The sequence below is a fragment of the Petrachloros mirabilis genome (genome assembly GCF_975968855.1).
The window spans coordinates 19246-34497 of record NZ_CDLUDY010000248.1; the positions used below are offsets into that span (position 1 = coordinate 19246).

The following is a 15252-nucleotide window of genomic DNA, read 5'->3' on the forward strand; positions in this document are numbered from 1 at the left end:
TCGATGGAACAACCGTCATCTTCATCAGGAGTGACCCTTACACAGATTCATCATCTGGTGGGGGGAACGCTTCACGGGAATGGCGAAACAGTCCTCTCTTCTCTCGCCAATCTCCCAGATGCCACACCGCAATCGCTCGCCTTCATAACAAGCGATAAAGCCGTTAAATCGTGCCCGACCATCAACGCAGGCGCGCTACTTGTCCATCGCCACTTGTCGGAGTTCAAAGTTCCACAAATCGTCGTCCCGAATCCGCTTTTAGCCTTTGCACAAACCGCTCAAAGGTTTTTCATACGTGCTCCTACGCCCAGAGGCATCGCTTCAGACCTCACACGTGGCAATGACGTCACCATCGGCCTAGAGCCGTCGATCTGGCCTTTCGTGACTCTCGGCGATCGAGTCACGATCGGAAACCGTGTCACGCTCTACCCCGGAGTTTTTGTGGGAAACGATTGCCTCATCGGAGATGATGCGGTGCTCTATCCCAATGTCGTCGTTCGAGAAGGCTGTTCCATAGGAGCCAGAGTCATTGTCCATAGCGGCACCGTGATTGGAGCGGACGGCTTCGGTTACGTGCAACACCTCGGTCGGCATCACAAAATCCCGCAACTCGGAGGCGTGACGATCGAAGAAGACGTGGAAATCGGAGCCAATGTCACTATTGATCGAGCGACACTTGGACAGACGGTGATCAAGCACGGAACAAAAATCGACAATCTAGTCCAAATCGCCCACAACGTCACAGTCGGGGAACACAGCATTGTTGTAGCCCAAGTCGGCATTGCCGGGAGTACGACGATCGGCCACCATGTCATGATTGGTGGACAGGCAGGGCTAGCGGATCACATTCATGTCGGCGATCAAGTTATGGTTGCGGCACGGGCTGGAGTTAATCGCAGTCTTGAGCCAAACCAGATCGTTTCCGGCGCGCCGGTCATGCCGCACGAAACATGGATGAAAGCGCAAGCCGTCATCCCCCGCCTCCCAGAATTGCGGCAACTGGTTCGTAATTTGGAACAACGAATTGCCGCACTGGAGTCCCAGCTCGCTCTATCGAAACCGCACAGTCCGGGTAAGGGGAAAGGGCGTTGATCCTTACTCAATCTTAGGCATCATGCTGTCTGCTTGATGACCCCTCGCCAGAAAAAGAGTTTTCCCCAATAGAAGCCCGCCCAAGGCATGAAAATAGCCGGTATTGGATCCATGGAACCATACATCATCGCCCACCCCGATCCTCCTAAGAGGAACGCCATTCCGGTAAGGTAGGCTACAGGCACGAGCGATCGGCCACGATGTTGAATGTCGGGAATTACAACCTCTCCCTTCGTTTTTTTCCTATTCGTCCGCTGAACCGCGCTCCTCATACGCGCCGCGAACACACCGGGCATCTTGTCAAGCAGGAATCGATGGTATTTCGTCTGGATAAAACCACAGAGCGCCCCTACCAACAACAAGCCGGAACCCGTCATGAACGTCGTCGCTGTATAGGTGCTTGATACAAGAAGCTGATACCCCAATGAGCCCAGGCCTCCCAGCATACAAACAAGACCCAGGATTCCTGAAGGGAAAAGAATGTAGGCGCGGACATAGTGCCGGGCCTGTGACTGAATATCCTGATCACGCCACGCTGTGACAAGTTTTGGCACTGCCCTCCTCCGTAAGAGACTTAGCTTCCGCCATCGACATCGGTCCGTGCATCATAACACTCTTCTGTCTCGCGAATCATTGATGGACAGCCTCCGGTCACTCCTCCCGTCCTTCAAGAAAGATGCATGGCGACCACATCAGGAAAAGACTTTCGGGGGCGGGTTCTCACTCTTTACACCTGAGATGCAAGCTAAATTATAGGAAGAAGCTCTAAGGAAGGAGGCAGAGGACAGCGCGCTCGAATTGTAGACAAATTATGATGCCGGCAGAATCTCTGCAATCGCCGTCCGCTCGACACGCCCGATGTTAACCCATTGTTCTGCCATAGGCACTAATGCTTGGATTCGAGATTGGACCGTCGCCAACCGTTGAGGCAACGTGGCCGCCTTTCGATAGGCAGCCACCATCAAAAACGATCGAAGCCCTTGAAGAAAGGTCGTAATCATGTTGGCTTGAACGGCAACCGCAGAGTCTTCCAATGCTTCGACTTGTTGAACCACAGGATCCAGTTGTGAAGCGGTGACAAAGTCGGCTTCTCCGTTTTCCCGCAAGTTGTTTAATGCCTCGTTCATCACGGGAACCCGCCGAGTGACTTCTTCAAGGAATCGTTCATCTAGCCGGTCGAGGTCTTCAAGAATTTCCCGCACACGACCGGCGGACACCTCTCCTGATTCTTGAGCGGCACGCATGATCACGGTTTCCAACACATCTCGAGCTGGCTGCATGGAACGCGACCGCACTTGTTGCAAGTCCCTCAACGCGTTGAATAACGATATTCCAGTGGCCGGAGCCATAGGAATCGGCGGCTCCTCATTTTCCAAGGCATCAGCAGGAGTACTTGCCGGAGTTCCGACCATACCTTCCCGGCTCACCTCAGCTAGCGACAACTGATCCGGCAACTCCAGAGCGGGTTTTCCTTCAACATGACTTACAGCAATAGCAATTCTCTTGATCCCTTCTTCTAAAGAGGCTAATGCCTCTTCCATGGAACGAGGCTCTAAGCTTCCAACATCCTGCAACACTGGCAAGAGGTTTAGAGCCATCGCTTCGATTGATGTCAAATGAACCGTTGAGGCTGCCTTCGCCAGATTCGTCAATCCTTGCAGCATAATACCGTATAACTTTGGTCGCGACGTACCATTGGTACCCTCTCCCAACCGCTTAAGTGCCGAATGGATCTGAGCAAGCCATTCATGCGCTTCCAACGCGAACAGTCCGACGACCTCTTTCTCGAATCCCGGATCGGAAGACTCGCGGGCGATCTGCTCTTCGGATGGCTCGGCCCCCTCTCTTTGGTGAGATTCTAGAGCCCCCTTCACTCCCATCGGCAGCTTAGCTTCGACAACTTCCTGTATCGCTTCCGCCAACGCATCCAAGCTTTCAAGTAAGCATGCGAAATGATCAGAAGCAACGGGAACCGTCTTGGTCTCCTGTACACTCGTAGCCGGTGGAGGAAGCGGCAGACGAGTTACGTTTGGCGATTCTAGTGTTTCAACAATTGAGACGAGCGGTGAGAGACTCAGATCCACCTGCCGTAATTCATGCCCACCCTCCTGCTCTGACCCATCGTGGATCTTCACAATAGGACGCAAGGGGTACCTTGCGTTGATATCGACGACCGTCCCAATCTCACCCGTCGTCAATCGAACCAACGTTCCCAGCGGATATGCTGATATCTGCTCCAACAGGGCCTTGATAATTTCCCTAGGAAAAGCAGATCGCTCTGCGACTATTAGCTCACGAACTGCCTCATGGGGGAAAAATCGGCGGCGATATGACCGAGGAGTAACAAGGGCATCAAACACATCTACTGCACCGATGATCTGCGCCAATTCATTAATCTCACGCCCTTTGATATGGTTCGGATATCCTCGACCATTCCACCGCTCATGAGCCTGACGAACAATTTCTGCCAACCACTCCCATTTATTACCGACTTTTCTAATCACTTGATAGCCCAACTCCGGATGCTGCTCAATCAAGGTTCGCTCATCTTTCGTCAGTCGCCCTGCTTTTGTAATCAGTGATTGAGGGACCGCGAACAGTCCCATGTCGTGGACAAGTCCGGCCAATGTAATCCGGTGGAGTTCCTGACCATAGTATCCCAACCCTGCTGCGACTTTGCTGGAGAGAATGCTGACGTTGATAAGATTAGTGATCAGTGGGGAGCCGCTTGGACCTGCTAAAGCCTGGACAACAAGATGGTTGCTGTTCTGGACGGAATTCTCAATTTCCGTCGCCAGGGAAGACAGTGCATCAAGGTCAATTTTCTCCTGGCCTTGAACGCAATTGGCCACATCCGCAAGTGCGGTCTCAGCCCGCACATAAAGATCAGTTTTCCGACCTTCTTCCATAATGCTCATGCTCATCCCAAAGGAATGAGGTTACGTTCACACTCTCACACCCAGCATGCTGTTGAGAGAAGCCGCTGTCAAGCCGACCCAAAAACATTCAGGCCAGTTTGTGATCTCTAATGAACCGGCAGGGCTTGGTTGATTGCCGTTCGCTCAGCATTCCCCCGCTCTACCCATTGTCGAACCAGTTGCGTGATTGTGCCGAGACGAGAGGTAATCGCATCAATCTTGGCCGATGCAAGGCGAACGCGATGTTGCAGGACAATAGAAAGCAGACTTTGAAGTCCTCCGAAGAAGGCGAGGGCCAGGCCAGCATTGACCTCTTGTGCCTCGGTTCTCAACTTCGCAACTTCCTGAATTGCGCTCTCCAATATCACACTAGGGGGAGAGCCTGCATCCGCCAATTGCTTTAATCTGGCAGTAAGAGACAGCACGTGATCGTCGACAATTTTGATAAACGCATCCTCCGACTCGGCCATCCGTTCTAAGTAGCCCCTTACGACATCCACATAGAGCTGTTGGACACCGGCGTGTACCTGCCCCTCCATCTGTTCGATCATCGTTCGAATGAGATCTCTCCCCGTGGACGCTGTCAGCTCACTGCTTAATTGAAGCCCTCGAAGCAATTGCAGAAATTCTGAAGGCGAGAAGCTGGCCTCCACGGCTTCAACGGTCGTTTCGGAACCTTCCTTCTCGAAAGAGACACCTGTAGCGTTCGTGAGGGCCGTATGAATTTGCCCCAGTTGCTTGCAAAGCAGCAAAAAGTCATTTACCGAACACGTTGTTTTCGGGTCTGCAATCGCCTCAATAAAAGGAAGTGCTGCGAAACTGGCTTGTTCGACGTCAGGAAGGTTGATCGTGGCAGCAGACCCGCCGAGATTGGTCACGCCTGCCGTGAGGGTATGGATTAAAGAAGCATGTCGTTCAGGCGGAGGTCCTTGCTGCAGCTCATCAAGAGCCACATGAATGTTCTGCAGCCATTCATGCGCCTCCTGAATAAACAGATCGACAAGTTCTTTCTGAAACTCATCCGACGCATCGCTAGACATCGTCCACTCTCTCACAACTCGACTCAGGAGGCGAACCAGACATCCCTAATGCTTACTCTTGATCTCGGCACAAACCATCAAATACGCAGATGCCAGTGAGCAGAACGAGATCGCACACCCGATTACAGGAGCTTCGCACCACTTCCCAACTGCGACGCTAAGTTCGCAATCTCGCTTAATTTTCTGACTATCTCTTCGAATCGTTTGGTTGCCTGCTCTGCAGCAAGTTCTGCTTTCGACAGTCTGCACTTCAGCTCTTCAGACCGCTGTTGCTCTTGCGAGACTTGTTGCGCGAGTTCCTGAGAACGGCTCACCGCCTTCTCCATCGACGTCATCTGTCTGACCAACTCGGTGGCAGCCTGCCGTTCGGCGTTAAGCGCCGACTCCAACTCCTGTACACGCGCGACCGTTTTTTCCAATTCCGCAACTCGCTGAACGTGTTTCCCGACTTGCGCACGTTCTTCCTGTAACGCCAAGTCCAGCTCTTCAACCCGAGCCGCTTGACCCCGCAAGTCGGCCATTTCCTTCTTCACCTGCGCCTGCTGGTCTCGCTCCTTTACTAACAATGCTTCGAGTTCCTCCACATGACTGGCACGCTCCTGCAAGTCCGCCACCATGGACTTTGCTTGCTCAGCATGTTCCCGTTCCTCCTTTAATGCATGCTCTAGCTCTTGAACCCGTTGAGTCGCCATAGCCAACTCAGCCTTCTGTTTCTCCTCCTGCTCGGACCGATTAACTTGCTGACCAGACAATTTTAACTCGAGTTCCTCAAGCCGATTACACTGTTTCTCAAGTTGAGCAATCCGTTTTGTTAACTGCTCAGAATGCTCGCGTTCGCGCTGAAGTTCTGCTTCGACATGTACAAGCTTTGCCGTTGCTTGATCATGTCTCTGAAGTTGTTCATCGCTCGCCACAGAACTCTTTACAGCTTCGCCAGAAGATGGTGCAGCGGAAGGCTGCTGTACGGAAGCCGCAGGCTGATTCTTTCTTCTGGCCAGCAATTCAAGAACGCGATCCTTCAGCGATGTGCCTTGAAATGGCTTTTTCAATACGCCGTCCGCTCGACAGGACTCGGCTTGCTTGGTTACTTCGTCGTTCACGATGCCTGAAATCAGTAATACCGGCGTATCGGCTAATGCACTCTGTGCCCGTACGAACGCACAGACCTCATACCCGCTCTTATCCGGCATGATCACATCTGATACGACCATGTCAGGACGTTCCTTCGCCAAATAGGCCAATGCCTCTTCACCGTTCGCCGCCAGCGCAACGCCCAGTCCGGCCTCAGTCAGCAAGCGTTCTGCTACCTTTCGAACGGCAATGCTATCATCGGCTACCAATACCTTCGGCATATGTATTCCTTTCACTAACGCTTACGATTTCGCGTGCCCTTGTCGGCTGTGTCCTAGCCGCTTGAGTTCGACAATGTCGATCTCTTCTCCCTCACTTTTGAAGCTTCCGAGCGTTTCCAAATCCATCCGTCTTCTCGGCCCTATCTGATCCAGGTCGAGATTTAGCACGGAGGGAATACTTGAATCGATACAGATCGCCATAGGCCCATCGACATGCCTCGCAACCAAACACAACAATGGATCGCCCTCAGGACGACGGTCGAGCCGCTCACCAAGATCATACACAGGCATGACGTCCTTTTCCCGCTTCAACATGGCCGCAACATGGGGTGTCCGACTTGGAACCGCCACAGGCTTAATCCATGGCTCCACGCCCCCTACATCCTCGGTTCTCGCCGCGAGCCTCACTCCTCCAACCGAAAACACTACCACGCTGCAGGATTTCTTCGCCGCTATCGCTTGCTCTTGCTGGCGGGAGGCCCTTAGCATCTCTCTCCCTCCAAGCCGCTTTGATCAACGATGTGAATTCCTGAGCCAGTTGAACCAACCGACACCGGTTCACCGAGTTCCCCCAACACCCATTCCGGGCTAAAGATCAGGGCCAGCCGATCGCGAAACGTTGTCGTCCCTGATATCCAGGTTCGCTCCTCCCCATGAAATTGTGGAGGAAGCGGCTTGCACTGATCCCGCTCCATCTCGACCATGCCAATGACTTCATCAACACGAATCGCCCCGTTGGTTTGGCCATTCGAGTAGAGAACGACTCTCATATCTGGGTTGCACTGGTCTAACGTCAACGAAAGACGCGCCGCAAGATCAACATCCGAGTAGGTGATACCGAGAGCCTTAATCGTCGTGGTACTTCCCCCTTCTTCTTTTGTCAGCACTCCGCGTACCCCGTGCGAAGGGAGCGCATATATATTCTCTCCGATTCGCACAATCAATAAACTGGCTGTCTGAACCGCAGCGGCAACGGCTTTCTGACGCCCTCTCAATCCCATAACAACACAACCTGTTCGCTCAGACCGTTGCAGTTGATTACGAGTCAGATACCCGACTCATTACGACTTGCGTGCTGCCGACTCCTGCCCCATCCACCGTTCCAATTCCTGGATGAGCGCACGCTCTTCGACGGGCTTAGCAATGTAGGAGCTTGCCCCGATATTCAACGCCATCTGCCGGTGTTTGTCGCCGGCTCTCGTAGTCATAACGATGATCGGCGTCTGCTGCGTTTGCGGTCTGCTACGGAGCGCTTGAATCACTTCGTATCCGTTCAGTTTCGGCATTTCAAGGTCCGTCAAGATCAGGCGATACGATCTGGCTGAGGCCTTTCGCAGACCTTCTTCTCCGTCCACCGCAGTATCGACATCATAACCGGCCGTCTCCAGCATTCGCCCTACGAACTTCCTAATACTCAGTGAGTCGTCTATTAAGAGAATCTTTTGTTCGATGGCAATCTGCCCCTGCCCTTCCTCTACGGGAACCTCAGCTGCCGTGTCCGAGCCCTCCGAACCCGCTATGTTCAGCGAAGGAGCAGCGGCTTCGCCACCGCCAACCAGTCGCGCAGGATCTAGGACCAGTATGACTCGGCCTTCCGGATCAATTGTGGCCCCTCCAAAAGAAGACCGTTCGAGCGATTTGAGTGATCCTATCGGCTTGATGACAATTTCTTGACGACCAAGCAATTCATCGACGGCCAAACCGATCGGACCAGCACCCGTTTTTACAATGACCACGGGCTTCCCCATTTCCACTCGCGCGGAACTCCCTCTATATAACAGCTGATGCAGCGGCGCTACGTCTATTGCCTCGTCTCCGAGATGCAGCACGGGATTCTCACCAATCTGTTGAAGCGACCCAGTCGTCAACATGGTGACCTCGCGCACGCTCGGCAAGGGAATCCCATACCGTTCGGCGCCCGAACGAACCATCAATGCTGTCGCGATCAAGAGAGTCAACGGCAGGTGAAGAGTGAATTTTGTCCCCACACCACGCACGGATTCCACGTCAATGTGGCCATTCATACTCTCGATGACGCGCTTGACGACATCCATCCCGACGCCACGGCCTGCCTGATCACCTATCTGATCAGCGGTCGAAAACCCTGGCATAAAAATGAATTTCACGACTTCGGATTCAGGAAGTCTCTTCGCCAGATCTGCACGGACCAATCCTCGCTCGATTGCCTTTTTTCGGATCTTCTCGATGTCGAGACCAGCCCCGTCGTCTTCCACCTCGATCAAGACCGCATTCCCTCGATGGGATGCATGAAGATAAATCGACCCCGTCGCCGGTTTGTCCTTTGAAATACGCAACGCTGCCGGCTCGATGCCGTGATACACGGCGTTGCGCACCAAATGGACCAGGGGATCCACAAGCTTCTCGACCACGCCGGTATCGACCTCTGTATGTTCACCGGAGGTGATCAAAGTCACTTCTTTTCCGGTCGCCCTAGCCATTTCGCGCGTCGCGCGACGGAACCTGGTAAAAGGGGTCCCCACCGGAACCATTCGGGCTCGCGCTATCTCGTCCCGCATGCCGAGAGTCAATTGCTGCAATTGACTCATGTCCTCATGAGACCGCTTGATTGAATTGCTCAACTGGGTCATCGATTCGGAGATATCGGCCGTAACCTCGCTGATGCGCCGTGCGAGAATATTGAAATCATCGTACTTGTCAAATTCCAGACTACCGAAGTCGCTGAGACCAGAAAAAACTGGTATCGCTTGGTCCGACGTAGGTTTCACGGCCTCTACCGGATCGACTCCCGTAGTCGGGAGAGTGAATGCATGTTTTTCTTCGAACGACCGTACGGAATCCACCAGTCGTCCCTTGTAGGAAAGTACTTGCTGTGAAAGCTGCTCCAGCACTCGCAGTCGCTGTTCGAGCCGACCACGGCTGATGACCAACTCACCAACGAGATTCAAGAGCCGCTCTAATCGCTCCCGACTGACACGAATAACTTCTTTTTCCTCTCCGCTGACTTCTTTAGTCTTGGCTTCTGCGCCTTTCCCCTGTTCTGATTCCGGTTGTTCCTGCATCTCATTGAGTGCTGGAGAAGACGCAGTTTGGGCAACTTCCGTTTGGCTTGTACCGGCTGTTGCCACAGGTTGATCCAGGTGCTTGAGCCCCACCATAGCGGCAGCGAACCGTTGACGTACCGTTCCGACCAGCGTCGGGTCACGTCGCATGAGGAGGCGTACAACATCGACTGATCGAAGCAGGATATCCGTATGACCAGCCTGAACCTTAATTCGGCCTTCGCGCACCGCTCCCATGAAATCTTCAACGTAATGAGTCAAATCCCCTATCGATTGGAATCCTACTGTATAGGCTGAACCCTTGAGGGTGTGAGCCGTGCGGAAGAGCTGGTTGATCAATTCTGGATTCTGTGGCTCTCTCTCCAAGCGCAACAATTGCGCCTCCAAAGATTCCAGATACTCCTGAGCCTCTGGAGCAAAATACGATAGGACTTCAGGATCAAGTTGGGGCATCAGATATTCATCGGTCAGATACACCCTCGAGTCTCCAGCCTGCTCAATCACTCTGCTGTCATCCGTTACAGGTTCCGCTACTGCGGTAGCCACTTGCGGAATGGCATCTGTTGGAACAACAGCTGGGGCAGTCGCATGAAGAACTCCACCACCAGACACTCCATTACGGATCTGATGTAAAGCGCTCGTCAATTCCGGGATGTCGTGACGAAGCCTTGATATATTGTCGTTGTCACGACGCATAAGCACTCGAATGAGGTTCACCGCTTCGCCGATCGTCCCCAATAGTGCCTGTGAAACGTGAATTTGTCCCTCGCGAACAGCAATCATGCACGCTTCCATAGGATTGGCGATATCACCGATCGCGTTGAAACCGATCGTATACGCGGATCCCTTGAGCGTATGTGCCGTGCGATATAAAGCATGGATGGTATCGACATCTCCGGGAGTTTCCTTAAGTCGACTCGCTAACACATCCATTGTTTGCAGATACTCATCCGCTTCCGGCGCAAAGTACGATAAGATCTCCGCATCGATTACAGGGACCAAATACTCTTCGGAAAGTTCATTCGACGAAGTTGGCGTTTCAGACTGCGGAAGGACTGCAGTTACTTCCGTCTTCCATCGATCAGCAACCTTCGGATTCTCCTGCCCCCCTTGCTTCACAATGGCCAGTTGAGATTGTAAATCCTGAACCATCCCGCGAAGAATTCCGACTGTCTTGGGCCAATGAAGGGGACTGACAGAAACAGATAGCTCGAGTGCCGTCTCAAGCAACTCGCCTAAAGCCGCCAGTCCTGAAAAACCATAAATCCCGGCCGCTCCACGGACTTTGTGTGCCCAGACATACTGATTCTGTAGATCTTCCGCGCTCGGTAATGCACCTCCAGCTGGATTGACCGCTGCGGATAGCGCTGTCAGCGCTTCCTCGGATTCCATGACAAAGATGTCAAGAAGGCCCTGTCGGTCCAGTTCGGAACTCATCCAAATCCTTTCCGACCCGGATCATCTCAATAGCGATCCGGGCACCAGACCTTACGCCAGCTTGAACTGCGCAACCGACGCCGAGAGACTGTCGGCGAGTTTGGCCATGTCTTCGACCGTCAATCGAGCGGAGTCCGTGGCTTTCTGGGTTGCCATCGCACCGCCCGTGAAGTCTTTCAGCGAACGGCCCACCTGATCGGTCGATGCTGTCTGTGTCGCCGCGGATTGGGCAATGGTTTGTGCCAATTCGGCTGAACGTTGTGCGATCGTGGAAATTTCGTTGAACACCTCACCGGTACGCAACGCGGAAGCTGATCCTGCTTCGACCGCCTGTGTTTCCTGTTCCATGGCAACCACGGCATCCTGAGTTTCGCTCTGAATCACCTTCACGAGGTCGGCAATTTCACGTGTCGCTTGTGTCGAGCTTTCCGCGAGCTTTCTCACCTGATCGGCAACGACAGCAAACCGTGCCCCGGCCTCGCCGGCGCCGGCCGCCTCAATAGCGGCGTTCAACGCCAGAAGGTTGGTCTGGTTCGCAATATCTCGAATGGTTGAAACGATCTGCGAAATTTCCAGTGAGCGATCGCCAAGCCCCTTAACCTGTTTCGACATGCGTTGCACCGCGGAGCGGATGCTCTGCATGTCCTGCACCGTTTCTTGCACCGCAATACGGCCTCGCTCTGTCGCCTGAAGCACTTGCTTCGCCGAATCGGAAGACGCACCGGCAGTTTCCGACACCTGACGCATCTGTACCGCCAATTGCTCGATCGCGCTCAGGGTCTTGACCGATTCATCCGCTTGCTGTCTTGCGGTACCAGCCATCTGACCCGCGTTGTCCCGCAGTGTACCGGCGGACTTGTTGACGCGTTCCGCCGCTTCACGTACCTGCTTGAGCAATTGTCCGAATCTCGCGATCATGAGGTTAAAACCATCGGCCAGGTTCCCGAACATATCAGCGGTCACTTCGCCACGCTTCGTCAAGTCTCCCTTACCGACATCCGACACCAAGACGAGAAAGTTCATCAATCGCTTCTGCATTTCGTCTCGTTCACCCTCCGATGTCACAAGGGCGGTAATACGATCCAACATGGTATTAAAGGAAGTGGCCATCTGTCCGACTTCGTCTTTCGATGCCACCTTTGCACGCGCTTGGTAATTCCCGGCTGCCGCCTGCTGGGCGACGCTCGCGACCTGTCCGATACCCAGTGAAATCTTGTGAGCTACCCAGTAACCCAGTGCCAATCCCAAGGCCACCGCGACGATACCACCGACGATCAATGCCAGCGTCGCGTTCCAGGCCATTGCCTTTGACTCATCAGAAAGATCCTTCGCCACCGCCGACATGGTCTTCACCTGTTCCGCGTGCCGTTCGATGACCTTTTGGTACGCAGGCTGCAAGCTCACATTGATGGCCAACTGACCCAACTCCCTCATCTGAATGGTTTGTGCTTCTGTCAGCGCTTTGCTTTCAAAACTCTCTTTAATCGTATTGACCGCGGCCTCGCCCTGGTTGAAGAATTCTGCTATTGCCGCCTTCAACTCTGCGAGGTCCGCCGCTTCATCACGGCCCGTGCTTGAAACACGCAATGTCGTCTTTTCGTACGCCCCGATCAATTCCTCAACTCTTCCACGGTAAGGAGCCAGGCCTTCTAATTCGACCGCAAAATCGGAGGCACGAGGCGTTCTTGAAATGTCGACCAGCGATTCGTGATATTGGTTGATGTTGAACAAGAGCTGGTTGAACTCCGTCAACGGCACGGTGTAATCCACGTAAACCGCTTCGGCTTGCGACGCCAAGCGGCTGTTCGTGACGACTCCCAGTCCGGCCATCACGGTGATGATGAGACCGACCAACCCGAACACGATCAAGAGCTTGGTTTGTGTCTTAAAATCCTCAAATCGCTGGAATCCGTTGAGCCTTACCATGGGAACCTCCTCCTTCTCGCTACGAAAGCAATCGACGCCATTGGGCGGTATCCGGTGATGCTGTTCTCTTCATTCAACTTGTGCCTTCAAAATGGGATAGGACAACAGACGTTTCGAGCACACCTCTCAGCCGATCTTCTAATTTCACCACCGTTGAGACGAAGGGATTCCCGCCATCTCCAGTCCCCTTTGGTGCCGGAAGGAATTGATCCTTCGAGAAGGCACGAATTTCTGGAACCGTATCCACCAAGACACCCACTTGCCAGTTGCCATGTTTGACGACAACGGCATACTTGAGTGATGTCTCGGCGGGAAGGCCGATCATCTGTCGTAAATCAAGAAGAGGAACCACAGATCCTCGAAGGTTTGTGACCCCCACCAATCCGGTCGGCATGCCAGGGACCGGCGTGATGGATTCAATGACAAAGACTTCTCGGACATTCTGCAGGTCGATCGTAAAAAGCTCTCCCCCTAAAGACACGAGCGCGGCCCGAACCATCGAGAAGCTTGACGACTGGGCAGTACCGCCCTCGGGTGAGGGAGCGGCAGAGCCGAACGTGCTGGGCACGATCGATGTCGAGCTTTCCAGGTTGGCCATGTCGATTATCCTAATACCCGCTTGACAGCAGCCAGCAAATCTTCCCCTTTGAATGGTTTGACAATATGGCCGTTCGCTCCCTGCTGCTGCCCCCAGAACTTATCGCTTTCGTTGCCTTTCGACGTACAAAGAATGATCGGTACATTCTTCGTCCTGTCGTCGTTCTTTAGGTCACGGCAGGCCTGAAATCCATTTCGGCCAGGCATAACGACATCCATAACGATTAAATCAGGCTTTTCCGAAATCACTTTTTCTTCCAGCTTTTCCGTATTGGGAAAGGACACGACGGTATGGCTTGCCCCTTTCAAGACTCCCTCGATCACTTGAAGTTCTGCATAAGAATCGTCGACCACGACAATCTTGCTCATCTCTCGTTCTCCTTCGTTCCGGGTTAATGTTGCTACCGATTGTCCTTACCGCTTCTCGCCTGAAGTTTATTTCAGTGGAAGTACGACGCTGATCGCACCAGCCAAATCCCCTTCCTTCCATCCTTCCTTATGCCCACCGGTGATGTCCTTCCCGCCTTTCGGTGCCCCGTGGCATCCCAGGCAGGACGGGCCTGCATACTCGGGATCCATCATACGAAGCACTGGTCGACCATCAAGCATCGTATTGCGAACATACGTTTGCCCTTTTGGATGGCGTGGATCACTGAACATGCGTAAAACTTCCGCTTCAAAATCATCCGGGCGGTTGCTGTTGTTACGGTAGTCCAACCCCGTAAGCTTCAGCTTCACCCCGGATTTCTTATAGAAATGTTCTCCCGTCTTCCTGGCGAACACCGCCGGGATGAAACCTTTGAAACCGATGCCGGGCCGATTGATGATCGGTTGGGCTTCATCGACCACTTCTTTCTCGGCTTCAACCAGGGCAAGATACAAACCAGCCTGCGGAACAACATTTGGCACACGCAAATCTATCTTGTTCTTTTTCTTGAATCGCTCCATCACTTGTGTCGCCATATAATTTCCGGTGAAACCCTTGTCGGCCTTGGAAGGGTCATTGATATTGTTCATCTGCTCGGAAAGCACGCCTCGGCCGATCTTGACAAGATCGATCAGGTGCTCTGCCACTTCGGCCTCATTTCCCGCAAACACCGGGCTCGCACTGAGCGCCAGAACCATGGCTACCGCCCCGCTCAACGTCTGCCAGTTCGACCGTGCTACCTTCATACCTTCCTCCTTCATTTGACGCATGCGTTTCGCTTCCTTCCGCTTTGCCTCATTTCGTGCTAACAAGAGGAGATTTCTTTGCAGAATGCTCACCACTTTTTTGTCACGTATTTTCCGTCGCACACATCGAGACATCGGCCTATCTGCAAAGTTTGTGCTCACCCGCCTTTAGAGAAACCACCACCTCTACCTACACAACTCTTCATATGATTCCAATAGTTAGCTCCTAATTTGCTGCGGTTGCCTACCTTCTCATTCGCATCACCACGGCACGTCTTTGTTCATCTTGCGACAAATTGATGCCTCCTGCACAAACAGATGAGCCTAGGTCGTAGGATAGAGTCTGACTTTTCAGTGATGGCACGGGAGCCTTAACCCTTACCGATACGGGCTTCCCTTAACGTGGGAGGTGCAGATAACCCAGGTACGGAGGATTGGTGACTGGCTGGGCACAGGTGGAGGCCATCGTTACGTCAAGAGCTACAATCAAGTGTTCTACGACTACGGTCTACAGAGTAAAGAAGAATGAAGAAAGGCAATCGGGAGCCAAGCGAGATCCCAGGTGCAGGATTTCTTATTACAAGCAGGAGGGAAGACGCTCACAGTCCTGATGGAACGCACGCCCATCTCAAACAGAATTTTTATGCTACACATTCCGCTACAGGTGAGTGGCCGA

General features: G+C 53.2%; 12 protein-coding genes. 1 reads left to right on the top strand and 11 read right to left on the bottom strand.

All coding sequences use genetic code 11. The features are described from left to right. Positions 1-3: 3 nt before the first annotated feature. Positions 4-1092 (top strand): UDP-3-O-(3-hydroxymyristoyl)glucosamine N-acyltransferase, encoded by a 1089-nt coding sequence (lpxD, locus tag ACWVCN_RS10345; RefSeq protein WP_455245579.1) that lies wholly within the window; start codon positions 4-6, stop codon positions 1090-1092. Positions 1093-1112: 20 nt separating this feature from the next. Here lpxD and ACWVCN_RS10350 read toward each other — a convergent pair whose 3' ends face one another. From ACWVCN_RS10350 to ACWVCN_RS10400, 11 genes are all read right to left on the bottom strand, one after another. Next, the gene (locus ACWVCN_RS10350; protein WP_455245580.1) at positions 1113-1646 is read right to left on the bottom strand and encodes a hypothetical protein; all 534 of its coding nucleotides are present in this window, start codon (positions 1644-1646) and stop codon (positions 1113-1115) included. A gap of 255 nt (positions 1647-1901) precedes the next feature. Then, positions 1902-4010, bottom strand: a complete 2109-nt coding sequence (locus tag ACWVCN_RS10355; RefSeq protein ID WP_455245581.1) for an HD-GYP domain-containing protein — start codon at positions 4008-4010, stop codon at positions 1902-1904. Positions 4011-4117: 107 nt separating this feature from the next. Next, positions 4118-5050 (bottom strand): hypothetical protein, encoded by a 933-nt coding sequence (locus ACWVCN_RS10360; RefSeq protein WP_455245582.1) that lies wholly within the window; start codon positions 5048-5050, stop codon positions 4118-4120. A gap of 122 nt (positions 5051-5172) precedes the next feature. Next, entirely contained in the window at positions 5173-6402 is a 1230-nt protein-coding gene (locus ACWVCN_RS10365; RefSeq protein WP_455245584.1) for a response regulator, read from the bottom strand. Positions 6403-6423: 21 nt separating this feature from the next. Next, complete coding sequence (locus ACWVCN_RS10370) at positions 6424-6891, bottom strand: chemotaxis protein CheW (RefSeq protein WP_455245585.1); 468 nt, start codon at positions 6889-6891, stop codon at positions 6424-6426. Next, the gene (locus ACWVCN_RS10375; RefSeq protein WP_455245586.1) at positions 6885-7403 is read right to left on the bottom strand and encodes a chemotaxis protein CheW; all 519 of its coding nucleotides are present in this window, start codon (positions 7401-7403) and stop codon (positions 6885-6887) included. The genes ACWVCN_RS10370 and ACWVCN_RS10375 overlap by 7 nt, the downstream gene beginning before the upstream one ends. A 60-nt stretch (positions 7404-7463) precedes the next feature. Next, complete coding sequence (locus tag ACWVCN_RS10380) at positions 7464-10880, bottom strand: hybrid sensor histidine kinase/response regulator (protein ID WP_455245587.1); 3417 nt, start codon at positions 10878-10880, stop codon at positions 7464-7466. A 51-nt stretch (positions 10881-10931) separates the two neighbouring features. After that, complete coding sequence (locus tag ACWVCN_RS10385; protein WP_455245588.1) at positions 10932-12806, bottom strand: methyl-accepting chemotaxis protein; 1875 nt, start codon at positions 12804-12806, stop codon at positions 10932-10934. Between the two features lie 73 nt (positions 12807-12879). Beyond that, complete coding sequence (locus ACWVCN_RS10390) at positions 12880-13404, bottom strand: chemotaxis protein CheW (protein WP_455245590.1); 525 nt, start codon at positions 13402-13404, stop codon at positions 12880-12882. A gap of 5 nt (positions 13405-13409) precedes the next feature. Beyond that, positions 13410-13772 carry a response regulator gene (locus tag ACWVCN_RS10395; RefSeq protein ID WP_455245591.1) on the bottom strand — a complete coding sequence of 121 codons (363 nt, stop codon included), beginning with the start codon at positions 13770-13772 and terminating at the stop codon, positions 13410-13412. A 66-nt stretch (positions 13773-13838) separates the two neighbouring features. After that, positions 13839-14576 carry a Tll0287-like domain-containing protein gene (locus tag ACWVCN_RS10400; RefSeq protein WP_455245592.1) on the bottom strand — a complete coding sequence of 246 codons (738 nt, stop codon included), beginning with the start codon at positions 14574-14576 and terminating at the stop codon, positions 13839-13841. Positions 14577-15252 lie beyond the last annotated feature (676 nt).